This window comes from Enterobacter sp. ECC_219_Taxon_10 (assembly GCF_058354905.1).
The window spans coordinates 3,104,826-3,124,924 of sequence record NZ_CM178005.1; the positions used below are offsets into that span (position 1 = coordinate 3,104,826).

The 20,099-nt window shown below is 52.4% G+C and carries 20 protein-coding genes; 18 read left to right on the top strand and 2 right to left on the bottom strand.

Annotated elements, in window-relative coordinates; all coding sequences use genetic code 11:
• The first annotated feature begins 3 nt into the window (after window positions 1-3).
• The 18 genes from AC4ICF_RS14860 (at window position 4) to mobC (ending at window position 15,453) form a co-directional block, all read left to right on the top strand.
• Window positions 4-591: a DUF2857 domain-containing protein gene (locus tag AC4ICF_RS14860; RefSeq protein WP_049112359.1), complete on the top strand. Its 588-nt coding sequence runs from the start codon at window positions 4-6 to the stop codon at window positions 589-591.
• A complete protein-coding gene (locus tag AC4ICF_RS14865; RefSeq protein ID WP_009635174.1) occupies window positions 581-790 on the top strand; it encodes a TraR/DksA family transcriptional regulator in 210 nt (69 codons plus the stop codon). The genes AC4ICF_RS14860 and AC4ICF_RS14865 overlap by 11 nt, the downstream gene beginning before the upstream one ends.
• 396 nt (window positions 791-1,186) lie before the next feature.
• A complete protein-coding gene (locus AC4ICF_RS14870) occupies window positions 1,187-1,408 on the top strand; it encodes a hypothetical protein (protein ID WP_049112361.1) in 222 nt (73 codons plus the stop codon).
• 77 nt (window positions 1,409-1,485) lie between these two features.
• Window positions 1,486-2,133 carry a lytic transglycosylase domain-containing protein gene (locus tag AC4ICF_RS14875; RefSeq protein WP_049112363.1) on the top strand — a complete coding sequence of 216 codons (648 nt, stop codon included), beginning with the start codon at window positions 1,486-1,488 and terminating at the stop codon, window positions 2,131-2,133.
• Window positions 2,133-2,411, top strand: a complete 279-nt coding sequence (locus AC4ICF_RS14880) for a TrbC/VirB2 family protein (RefSeq protein WP_049112398.1) — start codon at window positions 2,133-2,135, stop codon at window positions 2,409-2,411. The genes AC4ICF_RS14875 and AC4ICF_RS14880 overlap by 1 nt, the downstream gene beginning before the upstream one ends.
• Before the next feature lie 10 nt (window positions 2,412-2,421).
• On the top strand, window positions 2,422-5,169 hold the full coding sequence (locus tag AC4ICF_RS14885) for a VirB4 family type IV secretion/conjugal transfer ATPase (protein ID WP_064375573.1): 2,748 nt from the start codon (window positions 2,422-2,424) through the stop codon (window positions 5,167-5,169).
• A gap of 23 nt (window positions 5,170-5,192) precedes the next feature.
• Window positions 5,193-5,921 (top strand): TrbJ/VirB5 family protein, encoded by a 729-nt coding sequence (locus tag AC4ICF_RS14890; RefSeq protein ID WP_064375572.1) that lies wholly within the window; start codon window positions 5,193-5,195, stop codon window positions 5,919-5,921.
• Window position 5,922: 1 nt separating this feature from the next.
• On the top strand, window positions 5,923-6,198 hold the full coding sequence (locus AC4ICF_RS14895) for an EexN family lipoprotein (protein WP_064375571.1): 276 nt from the start codon (window positions 5,923-5,925) through the stop codon (window positions 6,196-6,198).
• 72 nt (window positions 6,199-6,270) lie between these two features.
• Window positions 6,271-7,302, top strand: coding sequence for a TrbL/VirB6 family protein (locus AC4ICF_RS14900; RefSeq protein WP_088168363.1), 1,032 nt, complete (start codon window positions 6,271-6,273; stop codon window positions 7,300-7,302).
• Between the two features lie 90 nt (window positions 7,303-7,392).
• Complete coding sequence (locus tag AC4ICF_RS14905; RefSeq protein ID WP_024359940.1) at window positions 7,393-7,533, top strand: hypothetical protein; 141 nt, start codon at window positions 7,393-7,395, stop codon at window positions 7,531-7,533.
• Window positions 7,526-8,209, top strand: coding sequence for a VirB8 family type IV secretion system protein (locus tag AC4ICF_RS14910; RefSeq protein WP_064375569.1), 684 nt, complete (start codon window positions 7,526-7,528; stop codon window positions 8,207-8,209). The genes AC4ICF_RS14905 and AC4ICF_RS14910 overlap by 8 nt, the downstream gene beginning before the upstream one ends.
• Window positions 8,209-9,096, top strand: coding sequence for a P-type conjugative transfer protein VirB9 (virB9, locus tag AC4ICF_RS14915; protein ID WP_064375568.1), 888 nt, complete (start codon window positions 8,209-8,211; stop codon window positions 9,094-9,096). Before AC4ICF_RS14910 ends, virB9 begins: the two co-directional genes overlap by 1 nt.
• Window positions 9,093-10,397, top strand: coding sequence for a VirB10/TraB/TrbI family type IV secretion system protein (gene virB10 / locus AC4ICF_RS14920; RefSeq protein ID WP_064375567.1), 1,305 nt, complete (start codon window positions 9,093-9,095; stop codon window positions 10,395-10,397). The genes virB9 and virB10 overlap by 4 nt, the downstream gene beginning before the upstream one ends.
• Window positions 10,387-11,415 (top strand): P-type DNA transfer ATPase VirB11, encoded by a 1,029-nt coding sequence (gene virB11, locus AC4ICF_RS14925; protein WP_064375566.1) that lies wholly within the window; start codon window positions 10,387-10,389, stop codon window positions 11,413-11,415. Before virB10 ends, virB11 begins: the two co-directional genes overlap by 11 nt.
• Before the next feature lie 49 nt (window positions 11,416-11,464).
• Window positions 11,465-11,767 (top strand): TrbM/KikA/MpfK family conjugal transfer protein, encoded by a 303-nt coding sequence (locus AC4ICF_RS14930; protein WP_064375565.1) that lies wholly within the window; start codon window positions 11,465-11,467, stop codon window positions 11,765-11,767.
• Window positions 11,768-11,785: 18 nt separating this feature from the next.
• On the top strand, window positions 11,786-12,091 hold the full coding sequence (locus AC4ICF_RS14935; RefSeq protein WP_064375564.1) for a hypothetical protein: 306 nt from the start codon (window positions 11,786-11,788) through the stop codon (window positions 12,089-12,091).
• A 746-nt stretch (window positions 12,092-12,837) separates the two neighbouring features.
• The gene (locus tag AC4ICF_RS14940; protein WP_058683320.1) at window positions 12,838-14,697 is read left to right on the top strand and encodes a type IV secretory system conjugative DNA transfer family protein; all 1,860 of its coding nucleotides are present in this window, start codon (window positions 12,838-12,840) and stop codon (window positions 14,695-14,697) included.
• Window positions 14,698-14,706: 9 nt separating this feature from the next.
• On the top strand, window positions 14,707-15,453 hold the full coding sequence (gene mobC, locus AC4ICF_RS14945; protein WP_001593446.1) for a MobC family replication-relaxation protein: 747 nt from the start codon (window positions 14,707-14,709) through the stop codon (window positions 15,451-15,453).
• 60 nt (window positions 15,454-15,513) lie between these two features.
• Here mobC and AC4ICF_RS14950 read toward each other — a convergent pair whose 3' ends face one another.
• Complete coding sequence (locus AC4ICF_RS14950; protein WP_064375563.1) at window positions 15,514-19,038, bottom strand: DEAD/DEAH box helicase; 3,525 nt, start codon at window positions 19,036-19,038, stop codon at window positions 15,514-15,516.
• Entirely contained in the window at window positions 19,022-19,801 is a 780-nt protein-coding gene (locus tag AC4ICF_RS14955; RefSeq protein ID WP_001593448.1) for a Hachiman antiphage defense system protein HamA, read from the bottom strand. The genes AC4ICF_RS14950 and AC4ICF_RS14955 overlap by 17 nt, the downstream gene beginning before the upstream one ends.
• Between the last annotated feature and the right edge of the window lie 298 nt (window positions 19,802-20,099).

Sequence of the window (20,099 nt, forward strand, 5' to 3'; positions counted from 1 at the left end):
ACCATGATTATCCCGTCACTGAATTACGCCGTATTAACCGATGCCCTGCATGCATTGAAGGATGGCAACATTCGTTACTGTGAATCGCTAGGATTCACTTTCGACGAAATGAATGCCCTCAACCAATTATCACTAGACGAGCTGTTTATCATCAGTCGGGAGTCTGCGCAGTTTTTGGCTGTGACGGTTCATCACGACGCGTTACACCTGCTTCTGGCGAAATCCCGTGAGGAGGTTCTGCAGCAGCAACGTATCAACCACGCTATCCGGCTGGGTGGGTCAATTGCGCTACTCAACAAGTATTTTGGCCTCACCTCCAACGAAGTTTGCCTTCGCCGCCGCTTACTGGGCGTCCGTGTGCCTTATGGCCGGACGCCAGAGCCGGACGAAGAGACGGATGCGGCCATCTGGCGGCAATGGCAACAATGCCGGGTGGCCAACCTGGAATCGACCGATGCGTTGGCCGCCATGATGCAGGTAACGCAAACCCTGCTGCCGAAAGTCGAAGGGTTGTCACTGACCATCGTCTGGAAGCGTATCGCACTTTGCGAACAGGAGGCGTCAGACCGGAGGGCCGCCCATGCCAGATGAGATTGACCGCGATCAGGAATTTAATGAGCAACGACTGGAGGATATGATTGAACAGAGTCGTTTTAAGCCAGGGTCTACGCCATCATTATTCCATTGTCGTGTATGCGGTAAGCCCATTCCTGAAAAGCGACGGCAGGCACTTCCGGGCATAACCACCTGCACGGAATGTCAGGAAAAACTTGAACGCCGAAGACGTTAATAATGGTCACAGAGACATGCAGGAATATTTCCCCTGCATGTCTCTATCATTAACTATAAATCCACAGTCGTCTTTATTAACTATTTCACTTCCTTTTATTTACCCCAAAGCTTATCCGCTTCTACCGCTAATTTATCTCTCTCATTTTAACTTTGAATTTATCGTTTATATACCGCCCCGGATATCTGATCCTGAAAGCGTCATTACATAATAGTTACCCGTATTGACGTAAATTTGCCTGAATCAGGCGTTGCTCTTTAAAAATAAGGTTCGGGCTGTCACGAAACCACAATTCAGGGTGCCGCTGAATGTTCTCGCTGACCCGTTAAAACCGGAATGCAGAATTGGGATGTGACATTTCTTTAACTCATCCTTGTTTTTAGTAGAGGAGGCCACATGCGAAAACCCATTTATCAGGTATTTGTCACCCATGAAAGTCAGCCCGACCCGCAGGGTGAAAAAAACACCTGGTGGACGAAAGTCGGCGTGGCTTTTGCCCATCACGGTAAACCCGGCCTGAACGTGGTACTGACACCCGGCATTGCCGTTTCCGGCAAGTTAGTGCTCCTTGAGCCCAGGGATGACGGCGACGCGACACAGGATACTCAGCCCATTTAACCGACCTTCCCTCTTTTCCCGGCCCTGTGCCGTCTGATGGCGGTACGCGTTGCCCGGTTTACCATTCCGAGGCCACCATGCTTTCCACCACCGTATTTCTGGCGGCGGCCATGCAGTGCGCCGCCAGCGTTCACCCGTCGACGGCACTTGATGTGGCGCGGGTCGAATCCGGTTTGAATCCGTATGCCATCGCTGAAATTCTGCCCGGTGGCAAAGGCGTGACTTCACATTTCCCCACAAGCAAGGATGAGGCCGTCAGTCTAACCGGACGGCTGGCGGCACAGGGCCGACGTTATTCGGTCGGGCTGATGCAAATCACCAGCACCAATTTCCGTCATTACCGCGTGAGTGCCCGTGACCTTCTTAACCCCTGTACCAACCTGTCCGTTTTTGAGCGCATCCTCACCGACTGCTACCGCCGCGGCGGTTCCCTCAAGCGTGCGCTCAGTTGCTACTACTCAGGAAATTTCACGACCGGCCAACAGCCGGAATCCGCGTTTAACCACACCAGCTACATCCAGCGCATCGGCTACGCCGTGCCGTCGACGCAGGAAGACCGGCAGCGACCTCCCGCCGAAAAGCTCATGCCGGAAATCCATTACCCCACCGCCGTCATGCGTGGCGAGCTTACCGATAACGCCACGCCAGTACTGGCATCCCTGCGCTACCCCAATGCCGTGATACGCGGCGCGTTACCCATTCCCGGCCCCCAGGAGGAACAATGATGAAAAGAAAAGAGTATGACTGGCCCGTCCTCTCTTCCTTGTTAATGGCAAGCCCGGTGCTGGCAGCAGACAGCGGATTTAATAAAGCCAATGAGACGCTGAGTAACACTTCCACAGGCCTGCTCGGACTGGCCGCCGTCACCATCACGCTTGCCACCATGTGGGTAGGATACAAAGTCTTGTTTGACGGCAAGAGCCTCCATGACGTGCGCAACGTCATCATTGGCGCCATCCTTATCGTCGGTGCGTCAGGTTTCGGTGCCTACTGGGCGTCATAAGGAGGTAACGATGGCTACGCTGAACAAAGCGCTGACGCGGCCTGCCGCCATAGCCGGCATTCCCCTCGTGCCGTTCGTGATGGTCAGCGGGGCCATCGTCCTGCTGGCGGTCTATGTCAGCTATTACCTGATATTACTGCTTATTCCGGCCTGGCTGGAGATGAAGGCAAAGGCCAGAACCGATATTCACTATTTCGGGCTGCTCTGGCTGGCCTTTAAAACCCGTGGCAGGTTTGGCACCAATAAACATTTTGGTGCCAATGCCCTGCTGGCAAACCGCTATGGCGCTGTCGACATTTCGGAGTTTATTGAAAAGATGAAGTTAAACGAGCGCGTTACGCTGGAGAAATACATTCCGTATTCCTCCCATATTCACCCGCACGTCATCAGAAACCGCCAGGGTGATTTGGTTGCCAGCTGGGAGCTGGAGGGCACCGTTTTTGAATGCGAGGACGAACATCACCTGACGTTAATGGCGACGCATCTCAATAACGTGATTCGTGCATATGAAGGCCTGCCAGTCACTTTCTATCTTCACCGTATCCGGGAAAAATACCACGATGCCTTTGATGCAAATTCAGGTATTCCCTTTTCTGATGAAGTGACCCGGCTGTATTCCCAGCCGATCAGCGAAAAGCCGTTCTGGCGGCACCGGCTGTTTTTCACCCTCTGCTATGCGCCCTTCTCTCCGCTGGAGAAAAAGGCCATGAAGGCACAGCCGTCAGGTAAACGCAAAACGGTGCTGGATGATGCCCTGAAAGTGATGCTGGAACACCGGGATGCGCTGGCTTCGGCGCTGTCCCGCTATACGGCGACGCCACTGGGGATGTATGAAGGCAACGGGAGGGTGTATTCCGCCCAGCTGTCCTTTTATCACCGCCTGCTCACCGGCAAGTGGCAAAAGGTGGCGGTCACGCGTGCGCCGTTTTATGAAACATTAAGCACGTCGGATGTCTTTTTTACCACTGACACCGCCGAGTGCCAGACGGTCGGCGGCGCGCGTTTTTTCCGCAGTCTGGAAATCAAAGATTATTCGCCGGAGACCGCGACCGGCCTGCTGGACGCGCTGCTGTATGCCGAAAGCGAGTATGTGCTGACGCAGTCCTTCACCTGCATGGCCCGCGATGAGGCGCAGAAGCATATTCGCCTGGCGGAAAAGCGCCTGAATTCGGCGGATGACGACGCCATTTCGCAGCGCGAAGAGCTGATTGTCCTGCGTGACCTGCTCCAGTCCGGGCATGTGTCCTGCGGAAAGTACCACTTTTCCCTGCTGGTATCTTCAGACAGCGCCGACCAGGTGGTCAAGGACACCAACGTGCTGGCGCAGCCCTTCGCCGACCTCGGCATCATGACGACGCTGTCCACGCTGTCGCTGCCCGCCGCGTACCTGGCGCAACTGCCGGGGGTGTATACGCTGCGCCCCCGTCTGGTGGCCGTCAGCAGCCAGAACTTTGCCGACCTGGCGAGCCTGCACAATTTTCATCCTCACAAACGAAACGGCAATCCCTGGGGTGACGCCATCGGGATACTGAAATCCCCCGGCGGTGGCGGGTATTACCTGAACCTGCACGACAGCCAGAGCGGGCGGGATGACTTCAACGAAAAAACGCCGGGTAATACGGCGATTATCGGTAAAACCGGCTCAGGGAAAACGATGCTGATGACCATGATGCAGCAACTGATGCAGAAGTACCGCAATCCGGCGACGTTCTCTGAATCAGCCCCCCGTAAGCAGCTAACCACCGTGTATTTCGACAAGGACCGGGCGGCGGAGATGGCGATACGCCAGATGGGCGGACGCTACTTCCGTATCCGTACCGGCACGCCCACCGGATTTAACCCGTTTAAGCTTGCGCCGACCCGGCGGAATATCAGCTTTATCAAACGACTGGTGCGCATGCTATGCGGCCGCAACGGCAAGCCGCTCGATCCGCGCGATGAGGAGCGCATCAGTGCCGCCGTAGATACCATTATGCTCGACTACCCGCCGGAATACCGCAAGTTCGGTATCACCCGGCTGCTGGAAGTCCTGCCGGAGCCGCCAACCCCCGACGCCCGCATCAACGGGCTGCGTATTCGCCTTAAACAGTGGGCGCAGGGCGGCGAGTTCGGCTGGGTATTCGACAATGAGGAGGACACCTTCAATATCAGCGACGTCGAAAATTTTGGTATCGACGGTACGGAATTTCTCGATGATGACGACATTCGCGGCCCCATCACGTTTTATCTGCTTTACCGCGTCACCAGCCTGCTGGACGGTCGCCGGCTGGTGATGTTCATGGACGAGTTCTGGAAATGGCTGGCCGATGTCGAATTCTCCCGCTTCTCGCTCAATATGCTGAAAGTGATCCGCAAACTGAACGGCATCTTCGTCCCCGCCACGCAGTCGCCTGACGAAATCGTCAAGCACCCGATTGCCCCGGCGATTATCGAGCAGTGCAGCACGCAGATTTTTCTCGCCAACCCGAAGGCCAGCCGGGAGGATTACGTGGAAAAGATGAAAGTGCCGGAAAGCGTGTACGACATCGTCAGAAACCTCGATCCGGGGGAGCGCTCTATGGTGGTCCTGAAAACGCCGTTACGCGCGGGTGAAACCCGGCCTTTTGTGGCGATGGCGAAAATGGATTTATCGGGCCTCGGGAAACTTACCAAAATGCTCAGCGGCAGCGAAGACAACCTGAAGCTGTTCGACACCCTGTATCTGGAAGGAATGCAGCCTGATGACTGGAAAGCCACCTTCCTTGAACAAGCCCTGTAATATTCATGACGGAGGTAATAAAAATGCGGTTCAGAGATATCATACTGGCATTATCACTGTTTATTTCCAACCAGGCGATGAGTGCCGGAATACCGGTATTCGACGCCGTACAGAATACCGAATCCATGAATCAGTGGATCCAGAAACTCCAGCAGTGGCAGGAAACCGTCACCCACTACAGAAGTGAACTTGATGCCTACAAGCAGCAATTAGCCACGGCAACGGGCGTGCGTGACGTTCAGGCATTTCTCCGCGAGGCCAAAAGCCTGAACACCGATATTGAAAATCTTCGTCAAAACGGTATTTCACTGGATGACCTGCTGAGCAACCAGAGCGGGTCATATTCGTCTGAACTGAATAGCTTGTATAACAAATATAAAACGTTCGATACCTGTAACCCGTCCAGCGCTTCACAACGCTATCTGGACAGCTGCAAACAGATGATCCTGAATCAGGCCGTAGCGATAGAAAATACGTCCGAGGTTGAAAACAAGATCACGGGCACGCTCGACGATATATCGGATTTATCAGACCGCATTGCTAATGCGCAGGATTCGAAAGAGTCACAGGACCTGGCTAACGCCATCGCGGCCAAAAGCGTACAATTAAATGCGCTGACCGGCCAGTGGGAAATGTCAGTCAAACAGGCTGAACAGCGAACAACGCTGCTGGAACAGCAAAAACAGAAAGCCTTTGAGCAACAGCAATTAACTGCGCCCGTTGCCGATCTGAACTCTCTACAGGGAGGTTAACATGTTAAAACCCGTATTAACCTTATGCGTCATGTCAGGCATTCTCGTTTTATCAGGTTGTAAAGAGACGAAATCAGAAGCCTGGTATAAAGAACATCCCGATGAAACCTATAAGGTCTATACGCAATGCCTCACGGATGGCGAGGCAAGCGACAACTGCGAGTTTGCGCACCGGGCAGCACTCATGTTTGCCCAGACAGGCAAACCCGGCATCAGGGAAAAATTCGAGACGCTGTTTCAGCAGGAAGCCCAAAAAAGAAAATCCGTAACTCAGTAAGAACCCCGCCAACAAAAACAGGGACCCTCCCTGTTTTTATCCCCTGTCTGTTCCTGACTAATGAGAGGCACCATGTCCGGTGGTATTTTTGTTGGTATGGACAAAAACATCATGGATGGACTCAATGCCGTGTTAGAAGGTCAGTCTTCTACCTACGGCACCCTAATCAGTGTGATTATCGTCAGTTCTTTCACCCTGTTTATTACGTATCGCGGGTATCAGACGCTGGGCGGTAAACTCCAGACACCGGTTGAGGATGTTGTCTGGGATGTGGGTCGTATGTTGCTTATTACTACCTTTGTTTTAAACCGCGAGGGCTGGCTAAATGCCATCATTGCGGCCATTGAAGGGCTTAAGGACGGCATCAGTGGCGATGATAATGTCTGGGCGCTGCTCGACACGGTGTGGGAAAAGGCACAAGCGCTGGGGCAAACGCTGTTTAATCTCGATACCTCCACCTACGTTAAAGTGAATGGCGGTTTTGCCGAGGTGCTGGTCTGGGGCGGAGCAATCGTTCTGTTACTGGCTGCAACCTTTGTCAACCTGCTCGCCGAAATCACCATTCTGTTAATGACCACCACCGCCCCACTCTTTATTTTCTGCCTGCTGTACGGTTTTCTTAAACCCATGTTTGATAACTGGCTGAAAACACTATTTACCGCAATCTTAACGATCATGTTCTCTGCCCTGTCTGTCCGGATCGCCATCAACTACCTGAATAAAATACTGGATGCCGCCACAGCAACGTCTGCTGAAAGCAATATGGTGACCCTGGCGGCGCAATGTTTGCTGGCCGGGATTGCCGCAGGCGTCGTGGTGTATTTTTCAGCGAAAATAGCCACTGCGCTGAGCGGTGCCGCCGTGCAGGCAGTGTTACAGGGTGCAGCCATGAGCGGACTGCGCGGGCTGGCGAGCAAATCTGCCGACGTCGCCGGACCCGGCATAAAGGCCGGGGGCCGACTGACCGCCAAAGGTGGCATGGCCGCAGCCGCGACAACCGGCAGATTCATTGCCGCAGGGGCGGGCAAAACCATGAGCGCCTGGCAGAAACGTGCCACCGCCATTGACAGCATGAAACGCCAGAACCAGCAGCGTCACCGTTAATTCCTCCCGACCGTTAATCTCATTTCCCCGTCACGCCGTGGCCTCAGCCAGCGGTGCGGCCTTCCTGCATTAATCCGAAAAGAGGCTTCCATGAAATTCAGCATCTTGTTTTTGGTGTTGTGCGCGCTTACGGGCTGCGCGCAGCATCAGGGCGACCTCCCGCCGGTGTCCGGCGATCCCCAGCCGGTGAATTCCCCCGCCATCATTCAGGAGCTGACTCACCATGTCTGATATTCAGCGCATCATTAATGTCTCGCGCTCTTTTGAATCCATCCTGCTGGAAAAGGAAGAGCGTTCCCGCAAAACCGCCTGGCGGGTGGCCGCTGCCGGGCTGATTCTGGCTGCACTGACGATCACGGCCATGATTATTCTGCTGCCGCTGAAAACCACTGACATTGAATTGTGGTCGGTGAACAAGCAGACCGGTCGTTATGAGTATATGACCCGCATTAAAGAGCGGGATATTGCGTCTGAAAAAGCGCTGGCCCATTCACTGGCGGCACACTATGTCAGACTCCGTGAGGGATATAATTATTTCTCCCTCCAGCGTGATTACGACGACATACAGTTATTTAACAGCGACAGCGTGAACCGGGATTATCTGGACGGGTTTAACGGCGACCAGGCTCCGGACGTTATTTTTAATAAAGCCGAATATGTCGTCTATATCGACATTATTTCTAATGTGCATGCGCCTGCCACCGGACCGGATAACCTGGCAACACTGCGTATTAAGCGCACCCTTCGCCGTATTACTGATAATTCAGTGAAAACGGACTTCTGGAATATCCGCCTCACTTACCGGTATGTCCCGCATCAGCAACTGACGGACAGTCAGCGTGAAGTGAACCCGCTGGGCTTTATCGTCACCAGCTACCAGCGCGATAAAGAACTGAGGAACGAATGATGCTGAAAAACATCCTGCTCCTGACCGGCTTACTGGCGTCATGCGCGACATGGAGCGCCGCCACCCCGCGCGGCAGCGCCTATGACAGCCGGATGCAGAACGTATCGTATAACAGCCAGAACGCCACCGTGGTGAATACCCGCCCTGGCTACGTCACCACGCTGCTGTTCGACGACGGTGAAGCTGTGATTGATGCGCAAGCGGGTTTTCCAAAAGGCTGGACGGTGACGAAAAGTGATAACCGGGTCGGCGTCAGCCCGAACCCCATCACCCAGCCGGTGACGGACGCCAGCGGCAACAACGTCAGCCAGGTGTTCCTGCCCACGGCAAAGGACTGGAAGACCAACCTCTTCGTGGTGACCTCAAAGCGTGATTACAGCCTGGAGCTGAACGTGCTGGACCACGATTCCCCCGCGCAGGCGTTCGTTATCCGTTTCCACTATCCGACCGAGGCTCGCCAGCAATCTGCCGCCGCCAGCGCCGCGCGTCAGACGCAGCAGCGGGAAAGACAGGAGAAGCAGCAGATAGCGTCGGCATTCGGACAGGCCAGCACGCCACGCAACTGGCGCTACACCAAACGGGTAGCCGCGGGTTCCGCCTCCATCGCACCGGATTTTGCCTGGGATGATGGTCGTTTTGCTTATATCGGTTTTTCCCCCATCAGAACCCTGCCTTCCTTTTTCCGGGTGGTTAACGGACGGGAGCAGGCAGTCACGCCCCGGACGGTTAAGCAGGGTAATTACACCGTGATGGTGGTGCCGGCAGCGCCACAACTGGTGTTGCGTTACGGCACCTCGGTGGTGGGGATCGAAAACGACGGATTCGGGCGCATCCCGATAACCCGTAGCGACACTGTTTCACCGTCCGTTACGCTGGAGGCGAAATGACCGATAAACCTGTCCCGGACGAACCGGAAAAAACCACCGCAGAACGGGAAGCGGAAGCCCGCGAACGCGCCCGTGCGGCAATGGCGTATCAGGAACCGGAGCAGAGAACATCCCCCGGCCAGCCGGAAGTGACCCGTTTTCGTAAGGTATCCGGTCGCCGCACGCTGATCGTCAGCCTGCTGAGTCTGACTCTGGTGATCGCCCTGGCATCCGGCGGCGATCGTCTTTTCAGTGCATTGAAAGGGGGTAATGAGAAAGAAGCCAACACCGCGCCGCCGCCCTCCGCCGGGAAGACGCTTCATGAGCGTCAAAATCTGGGGATGGACAGTAACCCGTTTGGCCTGTTCGGGCCGCACACACAGGACGGAACAGACCCTCTCAGCCAGACCGTCTCCTCCGCACCCACCCTGCCACCGGCCCCACCCGCCCTGAACAAGGCAGCCGCGCTGGCTGACGGGGTGAACAACGCCCGAACAATGCCGGGCGATAATGCACACACGTCCCCGGGTGAAACGCGCAGCCACGCAGAAACATCCGACAGTGGGTCATCATCCACAACGTACACATCCTGTCCATCAGTACTGACCAGGGGAAAGGATGGCAGCCTTCGCTGCCCGGAGACTGCCGCGCCGGAATCGGGTAACAACGACAATCCGGGCGTCGCCCGTGTCACCGGCGTCAGACGACTGGGTCTCGATCCTGATCTCTATATCCCGGTGGACCGCTATATCCCGTGTTCGATGATGTGGCGCTTCGTGTCCGATGTCGGGGGGCATATTTCCTGCCTGATCAGTGAAGATGTTTACAGCGCCAGCAACCATGTAACGCTGATCCCGGCGGGAACGATCGCCCGTGGCATCTACCGCACCGGGGCGCTGCAACACGGACGCAGCCGGATGTTTGTACTGTGGACGGAGCTGCGCACGCCTGAGCCCGGCAGCCTGCAAATCCCGCTCAGCAACACGCAGGCCAGCGGCCCGCTCGGCGAGGCGGGGATCTCAGGCTGGATCGACAATCACTTCTGGGAGCGCTTCGGCAATGCCCTGATGCTCAGTACGGTGCAGGACGTGGCAGCGGCGGCGTCGGATGCTGCCCCGGGGAAAGACCGCAATACCGACTACACCGAAAACACCCGCGCCGCCACGGCGGAAATGGCGAAAACGACGCTGGATAACAGCATCAATATCCCGCCCACCCTGTATCTGAATCAGGGTGATGTCATTGGCATCATGACCGGCACCGATATTGATTTCTCATCCGTCTGGCGGCTGCGACTGAAAAAGAGGTGGTATGAACGCTGAAAACCTGTCGCTGGATTTTATGAAAAACCAGCTGTTTGGTGAGTTTATTGCGCAGGACGGCCTGACGGAAATTGCCGTTAACCGGCCGGGTGAACTGCATACCAAAATCCGGGGGAAATGGCGAAGACATGAAGCCCCGATTACGCTGCGTCAGTGTTACGCCTTTGCCAGAGCGCTGGCGTCCTGGCAGGAAGATAATATCGACGACACCTCGCCGATCCTTTCTGCCACGCTTGAATCAGGCGAGCGCATTCAGGCCATTATTCCCCCGGCCTGTGAGCGTAACACCGTGTCTATTACGCTGCGCAAGCCCGCATTTGGGCAGAAAACACATCAGTCATGGATTGATGCGGGATTTTATAACCGGGTGACCGGTAAGGAGCGAACGGAAGGCAAAGATGTTGAACTGACCCGCTATTATCAGAGTGAGGATATGCCCCGCTTTATGGAAAAAGCGGTGGAATACGGCAAGACGATTTTTATCGTCGGTGAAACCGGCTCCGGTAAAACCACCTATATGAAAACGCTGCTGCACTCTATTCCCCGGCACCTCAGGCTGACCACCATCGAGGATAATCCCGAAATCCGGTTCTATCACCACACCAATTATGTCCATCTCTTTTATCCGGCGGATGCCGGGGATAATGCCATTATCACGCCCGGCAGACTGATACGCGCCAATTATCGTATGAACCCTGACCGGATGTTACTGGCAGAAATTCGCGGACAAGAAGCCTGGGATGCGCTGAAAATCGTCGGTTCCGGGCATGAGGGATTGATGACCTCCCTGCATGCGGGCAGCCCGGAAGAATGTATTGAAGGGTTAATTGACCGCTGCTATGAAAACCCCGACTGCCGGAACATGCCTTTCGACGTGCTGTTACGCAAGGTGCTTAAGAGCGTTGATGTGATAGTCAGCATTGATATTCACGGTGACATACGCCGGATGAGTGATGTTTATTTTAAACCCCTTCATCTCAATGACATGAGAGGTGTATTCAGTAAAGGGCTTCAATAAATAACTTATCGAATTACGCAACCCTCGTTTAAATATGAAGGTGACCGAAATGAAAAAAGCAATATTTTCCGCATTATTACTCTGCATTATGGCGTCATATTCAACCTCCGTCATGGCCGCTGACGCCTGTGAAGTGGTGTTATGCATGTACGGTAAAACCACCGGGAACGGCGGCGGCAATGAATGCCATTCTGCTGAACGTGCATTCTTTAATATCATCAAAAAGAACAAGCACGGTTTTCTGCCGGACCACACTGCCGATGCCAGAAAATCGTTCTTACTTGAGTGTGATTCGGCAGACCCGGCAATTATCAGCCAGATTATCAATAAATTTGGCCGCATGCATGGTTAATGAACGGAGGTAGTCATAATGACAAAACCGGGTTTTATTCAGCATCCCGGGACACATCAGCGCGGGGATTCCATGCGCGCAGCCTGTGTTATTGAGCATATTGAAAATGAGGCGATGCGCGGATGCGGCCTTTATTATGAAATTTATCACTACCGGGTTGTCTGCCGGTTATTGCAATTACTGCAAACGCTGAACGCCACTGACAAAATAACGCTGATAGAAGAAGCTAACCGGCGAGGATTTACTCTGAATGAAACCAGCATTAAAGAAAGTCGTCAGTGTTATTCCAACATCATCAGAGAAATCCGCGAGAGCCAATATTAACCCCTGCCTTAATTTTATTAGCAGGTCCCCTATAGCGCCAAAACATTTCAGCCGAATCAGGCTTAAGGCGTGGTGGTTTTCAGGTTTTTACGGCCCCACATTTTTCGCGGATTAAGGAGTGAAGAAATGCGGTCCGTAAAAATGAGGCAGCGGACAGAATTATTTTCGCGGGTTAAGGAGCGAAAATAGTTCAGGCACCGAGCCTCACCGGCAAACAGCCGCGCCCACGCGGATTTTGTCGGCCGGGGGGAGCCGAATAAATTTCGCCGCCCCAGCGAGCGAAAAGCTGTCGCCCACGACAGCGCTTTATTTGGGGGGCATAGCCCCGCACACCGTCGCGGCTAAGTCTCCGGCCAAAAGCCGGTAGCGTGGCGCGACCACCCTCTTTAAAGGTCAGCTTCCCTTTTATTCCCGCTGCGAGGAACGAGCAAAGGGAAGAAAAAGGCGAAAGCGACCGTCTTAAAGGGGGTGGTCGCGCGTAGCGTGCGACGGTGTGCCGCCTTTGACCCTGGGGGTTTTGGCGTGGCGTCCAGCCGCGACATTACCCCCATGCGACAGGCAATAAGGGCGTCCAGCCCGCATGTACTGGCGCACGCCGTTTCGTGCAGGGAAGCATGCTTTCCGGTACACGGCCGCACAGCGGCCACCTTCTTTACCCCATACGCTCGCCCCGTCTTTTCGCCCGACACCGTGGGGCGAATTGATGGGGCGATGTCATGGGGCGAATCGCTGACGAAGGAGGCATGATGATTTTAAATAAGCTTACCGCTTCACTGTCCCCGATAGTGAACGGGATGCTGGCGGTGCTGGCTTTTGTGCAACAGAAACAACTGGTGCTGGCATTATTAGCGGGGCTGACGATGCCGTTTTTTGCATCAATGAAAAGCGATGAACGGCAGAAAGCCCCGTTATGGAAAAGGTTGATTATCGCTTTTTCCCTGCTGTGTTTTCTCTCTGGCACACTGGCCCCGATAGTTATCGGATCCTTCCAGTGGCTGTATAAGACCAGACTCACCAGTGATAATACGGTACTGGTCTGGTCAGTACGGATTGCTTTCACTGTAACCGGAATTATTTTTCATATTATGCTTCGCCGGGTATTCACGCCGGAACTGGACAAAATAAAGAAACATCTTGTTAAAAAAACTACCCTTGAACGCGAATTGCGCACCGATGTCCGCACCGTAAAGTCCCTGCTGCCGGAAACACTGCATTATGATCCGCTGGATTATATTGACCTGAATAAAGGCATTTTTACTGGCATGGACAGGGAGAACGAACCAATGTATCTCCCGTTAAAAGACTGGCAGAAACAACACGCGGATATTATCGGCACCACTGGAGCTGGGAAAGGTGTTGCCACCGGCATATTGCTTTATCAAAGTATTCTGGCCGGTGAAGGTGTGTTTGTTATGGACCCCAAGGATGATGAATGGGCTCCACACCTTTATCGGAAAGCCTGCGAGGATGCAGGAAAACCCTTTGCCTTAATTGACCTGCGAAAACAGCAATACCAGCTAAACCTGATTGAAGATATTACGCCAGATGAACTGGAAGAATTGTTCGTTGCAGGTTTCAGTCTGGCGGAAAAAGGTCAGGAATCTGACTTTTATCGGATCGACGACCGGAAAGCCGCCCGTATGGCCGCACAATTTGTCAGCGATAATCCATCGACAACAATCCGGGATGTTTATAACGGTGATTACGTTCAGGGTATTGCCGAAAAAATCAAAGCATTTTTTGGCAAGATTGAGGAGCTGGCATTACTCAATGCCATTAATTCACCGGAGGGTTTTTCACTCAAAAAAATATTTGATGAAGGTGGCTGCTGTTATGTTATCGGCTCCATGCGAAACAGCAAAATCATTACCGCTCAGCGTATGCTGCTGGTTCGCCTTTACCAGTTAGCAGAAAGGCGCGAACGTGTAACAGACGTACCCCGCCCCATTGCTATTTATCTTTCCGAACTGAAATACCATTTATCCAGGCCAGCGCTGGAAGGTTTAGGCGCGGCTCGGGATAAAGGCGTGCATATTATTATGGATCACCAGTCCATTGCCGATTTAAAAGACTGCCCGGCAGATTTGAAAGGCGACGCCGTTGTCGGTGCGGTCGTTGAAAATGCCAAATTTAAACTGGTTTACCGGGTTATGGATCCGGATACAGCAGACTGGATAGCGAGAATGTCAGGAACGATTCTGGTGGATGACGAACTCCGTAAGGCTAAGACGGATAATATGCTCACTGAAACCATCGACAGTGAGCGCACAATCCGCCAGGCCGAGCGTTTTTTTATTGACAGCAATATGATCCTGAACCTGCCTGATTTTGTCAGTTTTATCTTTACGACAACAACGCTACCTTCTGCCTCCCTGATTTCACCGATAAAGGTCAGAAAGCGCCGGTTAAAAACCTTTTCTGTTTCCCCTGATATTGCCGCAGCGGCGGCACCGGTGAAGATCGCACTGGATTTTGGCGACGATGATAAACCAACCGCGCTGGATGTGATGGCATCGCACCCGGCTCTTTTCTTCGACAAAAGCGAAGTAAAACCGACAAAGCCAAAACCTGATGATGAAAAAGACCTGTCCCCGCTGGATTTTTAAGGAGCGGTTATGCTGATTTCGACATATCAAGAACGCCAGACACGCAACAGAGAAAAAATAAAACAACTGCTGAACTTCCTGAAAGAAGAAACCTACAGCGATTTTAAAACGCTGATACTGCTATTTGGTTTCCGGGATCATAAATCGCTTTATACCCTTCTTTCAAAAGTCGAGAGAATGGGGTTAATACAAAAGCATGTCCTGGTATCACGCACAATAAAAATTTCATTGTGGGGCATAACCAGTGACGGACTGGCCGTTGTGTTAACCCCCGACGATGCGCTTTTCCCCGCACGATTTGAGCCTTCAAAGATTACCGGCTGGACGCTGGAACATCACCTTGATAATCAGGCGGCACGGATCATCCTTGAGCAAAAAGGCGCGTCCGGCTGGATAAACGGCGATCGCACGACCTTCCTCAGCCGTTATCAGGTCAATCACCGGCCAGACGGGCTGATCACTCTCCCTTGCGGAACCGTGATCGCCATTGAGACCGAGCGCCGTCTGAAAACCAGAGCTCGCTACCAGTCAATCATCGCAAGCCATTTACTGGCCCGGACCCGGAAAGACTGGATTTACGTTTTTTATATCGTGCCGGACCCGCAGAAAAAGCGCGGCCTTGAACGGCTGTTTGACAGCATCAGACACGTTATCGTTAACCATCAACACATCCCGCTGGAAACCCGCCACCGGAATGTCTTCCGCGTCTACACGCTCGACGAGTTGCAACGGCTCAACTTGGATAACAATATATAGCTACGGTCTCACCGATTACGCTAGATGCATGCACCAATCATAAGTCGCTCGAACCAGAAATCAGGTAGAAATAAAGTCGTCCGGTCCTAAATAATCGAACATGGCACGACCATTCTCATCATCCACCTCAACTCTAAGAAGACCTCTTCTGTTTGTGTTAATTCTGCCATTTATACTTCCCAGAGGAGTGCCATCATCAGCCAGTACGTGATGAATACCATCAACAGTGTAAAGCTGCAATGGTGTGCCGATCACTGCCGGAGTATCTCTCCAGTCCACCATTCCGTTATAACGATGACGACTCCAAACCTGGCTGCCTTTGGGGCTGAGACTACCCAAGAATTCCAGCCACATCACTCTGGTTTCAGGTGTAGGCCAGTCATGATTATCCGTGCGGCTTATCACTTCTTCAGAGTTCAGCCACCTTCTAAGCTCCTGGCCGGATTGAAAATCGGCAGTAGTGTCTGTAACCACTTTTATGGCTGCAAGCCTAGAGCTAAAACCCGCCTGAATAAGCAGTGAAGACGAACGGCTCAAGGTACCTGTTTCAACAGCAGCAACCGCAAAACCTAACTCATAATCGTCTAGCGTGGTATCTGTAGCACCTATGAGGTCTCCATTAGCTGTTGCACGTACCCTAATAGCCTCCATTGCCCACGGAAGTCGATACACCAGCCCATTCTCGACGAATTGAAGCGTTTCAGACGCCTGCGTATTCGCGACGTTAGTCATGGGTTCACCCAATAGCCAGGAACGTAAAATACCTCTCCAGTCGCCAGGCAATGGATCGGGTATAAACGGATAGAAGATAAAGACCTCTTCAGCGAGCGCCGTGATAGCAGCAATTGCCTCTTCGGCATCACCGCCCATTATAGCCGCATTCGCATCAATCAATAGTTGGTTGGCCTTAGCGGCAATAGCATCAAGTCGTAGCCCGGTTGTAAGTCCTACCCCCGACAGGAAATACCCCCGGCGCCCTGATGCCGTTGAGCGCTGCCAGATGTAGCGGCTGCGGGACAGGAGTCCCGATTTCAGCAAAATCCGTTCATTCTCATCCCTATAACGCTGCAAACTGCGTTGCCAAAGTGAAGACTGAAGAATGTCATCAAGAGCAGTTTCAATCTGGTCATCCGGGATATCATTCTCACCAAGAAGGCTCAGAATAGCAGTATCAAGCGTTGAAAGTTGTTTTTCCCAGATGGCCTGCGCAATATCTCTTTCTTGCGGAGATTCGGTCATAATTTCTGGAAATTCCCACGCTACGGCGTTGTTGGTCACATATTCAGTGAGTGCTTTTAAATCCCCACCAAGCCGTGTATGCATGCGAATCAATAACACACAGACAAGCTGTATTAGTCCGCTCTCCATCTCACGGGCCCCCGTGTCAGATGTGAGGGTATGCCAGTTAGTCTGGCGTTTATTTAATTTATCGAATATTGGATAAATCACCAGCCCTTCAACATCTACATATGCGCGCCCTGCTCTGCCTATGACGTTTCTGAACTCGGACACTTTGATAAGCTCGCGATTCCGATGAAGAGAATGCATGACGATAGCTGTTGCCGAAAGATTAAGACCTTGTGCTAGCGTCGGTGATGAGATCGTCACTTTAAGTACCCCATCTCGCAGCAAACGTTCGATTTCTTTGCGGTAAGCCGTAGGCAATGCGCCATGATGAAGAGCCACGCCCAACCGTAGGCAGGCAAGTATCGGGCTGTGTGCCCCCAACCATTCTTCTCCCAGCGAGATAGCCGTATCCAGAATGTCCGGGGCAGCATCAAATAAAGATGGCAGTAGTCCGCGCTGATGCAGATCGACAATTGTCTCGGCAAACGGTTCGACGCTCCGGCGAAGTGGGCAGTAGATAAGTACGGTCTGTCCATCTTCAATTAGACGCCAGGCTGTCGCTAAGCAGAGCTCCTTGTTATCAGAGGGAAACATTTTTGTTCGCTGCTTTTTATTAGGTAATTTAACCTTTGGCGGTTGTCTGCTGACGATAAAACGCGATACCCAAGCCGCCTCATAACCGACGCTGAGATTAAGCCGACCTGCTGGAGCGGACCATATGACCTCGCCAAACTGCAAGCGGGTCGGTCGCCAATTATTTTTGATTGGTCCTCCGGGCTTGTCACGACGGAGCCAACCGGCAAAATCATCGAGTTGCTCACCATCAGGTAGAATTGCCGAGAGGCAGACAATTCTGCGCGTATCGGCATCCTGTCTGCGCAACAGCCGTTGAATTTGAACTTCATACCGAACCTCTCGTTCATCGGCCCCAATCATGTGCCCCTCATCAAAAATAAAAAGTCCTACATCATTAATAATTGACGGGTCATTCCGGAGAGCAAAGTCAAGTTTTTCAGGCGTGGCGACGACGATGTCACGCTGGCGAATTGCATCCTCATCCATACCACTTACGCCAATGCTTCCATACAGCATTGATATTGTTTTCCCAAGCGGCCCAAATGTTCTGGAGAGAGTGGCTTCTGTTTGTGCAGAAAGCGCACGAAGCGGGGTGATGAAAACAACACGCTTGCCACCCGCCAGACAGCGAAGAATACACAATTCAGCAATACGAGTTTTTCCAGCGCTGGTTGGCAACGAAACAACCAAATCGTCATTGTCATTAACAGAGCGTCCGGCGGCCTCTCTCTGCGATGGCCAGAGATCAATTTCGGCTCGAGGTCGTCTTTGAAGCAGTGCAATAAACAGTTCCCGAAGCACGGGCCATTCAGCAGCGTCACCACCAACTGGAACCAGTGGCAATCTTTCATGGAATGTATCTGACCAAAGGTCAGATAACAGATGAATGGTAATAAAGTTTAGCCACCACTGGGGTAGCATATTAAACTGAGCACATATACTTAGACTAATTCTTAATTTTTCAATAGCCCTGGAAAGCAAACGTGATTCTCCCCTTTCTACAGCGAGAAGGTAGAGAGAAATGGCCGACATATAGGCGTCAGTCAGTGCCAAATCAAGCCCATCAAAAAGGATGTCCTCCTCTGACTCACTGTCACCGTTCTCGTCTTGCGGCAAGTTTAGGCGAGCCTGGAGGATTTCAGTAATTTTCACGTCACTGCCATCACCTCTGAGCCGAAAGCCCAACGCATTATCGCGCAGAGTACGCAAATCACGCCGGATCAGTTGTGTAAGAGCCCTCTCTATTGGTGAAAAATTATCATCCTGACCAACCATTGCGAGTAACGAATAGGCTCGTGCTGAAAGATGCGCAAGGTGATAGCTTGCAGCAGCCATTACGAAGTGAAAATCTGTATCCCGGCTGTCTCGTTTTCCTTTAGCAATAGCCGACTCGAGTGCGGTTCCGGCCTGTTCAAAAGCAATTCGCGCATAGGCGTCGTCTCCATTAAGTTCTCGAAGACGAAGGCCGAGATCGATTAGGGCATAAGCATAGCCTTGAAGGTCCTGACTGAGCAGTGCGCTAAACTCCGGTGCATCCGGCGGCAAGTCACCGTCTCGCCAGATCACCGACCGGGCTTGCCCGCGTGCAATCAGGCGCCCGCGAAAACCTACAGCTGAAGCTTCCTTAATAGCTTCGATAATTTCATCAGCTGTTGCTGGCATCGCTAATCACCTTTTCAAAAGTTGCGGCAATAAACTCACCATGGCGAGCAATTCTTAGACAAACACCCCACTGATTATTTTGACCTGTATACTTTTCAATTGAAGTGGTCAGCATAGTTTCTGAAGAGTTGCCCGATAATAGAAAGATAAGATGCCGGACGCATCCTGGAACAATTCCTTGCCGAAGCGTTGCATTTAAGATCGCTTTAGCCAAAAGCTCCTCACCCTGTTCATTCAGGCGATCTGCTATGAACATTAGGGCATGTGAAGATGGCAGCCCTTGCTCTTTATTCAAGTTATCACGGGCTTCAGAAACCACCTCTCCCGTCATTTTGGCGCGACTTTTCGCTTCGGTTTTAAGGAAAAAAAGTTGTTGAGAAGACTGATCTATGTAAATACCAATGACGTCCTCACCACGCATCGACATATTGCGATGATCTTTCCAGCGCAATCTTTTTATAGGCGTTTTATAGCCATTGCTACGTGCATTTATCCATTCAGTTGCAAATATCTCACCCAAATCACCGGAACGAATCTGTTTCGTTTCAGGCAATTTTCCAGCAATGTATGCCGCCAGCCCCGGTTTACCTAGAGCTTCAAATGCGTTAGCGATATTTCTTGGTGACGCATAGTGTTCAGGTATTAGCGCGGCCATAACCTGAACGCCGAACATACACTCGGCATCCCTGGCCGTTATTGACTGCAAATAATGGTCGCTGATATTACGCTCTGTCGAATCACACCAGTCCTCGAAATTTGCCATACTAATTCCTCTATATGGTCTTCTTTTTGGTAGTACGGAACCAAGGAGGGAGAAACACCAGAATATCTTATTGTCAACCGTCCGATCAACATAACTTCAGAGCTTCAACTCTCAGATTTAAAAGAAGTTCTAATGCCAGACACCATAATCAACGCATAGAATGCACTATTCCGCTGTAGAGGTATGATTGTTCGGTGCTCGTTCCGACTCCGCTCCGTCTCACTCATACCTCTACAGCGTTACCGGTTAAGCCTATCCCAGCACGGAAAGCCACACTCCTTTGCGGCCCTGAGACCTT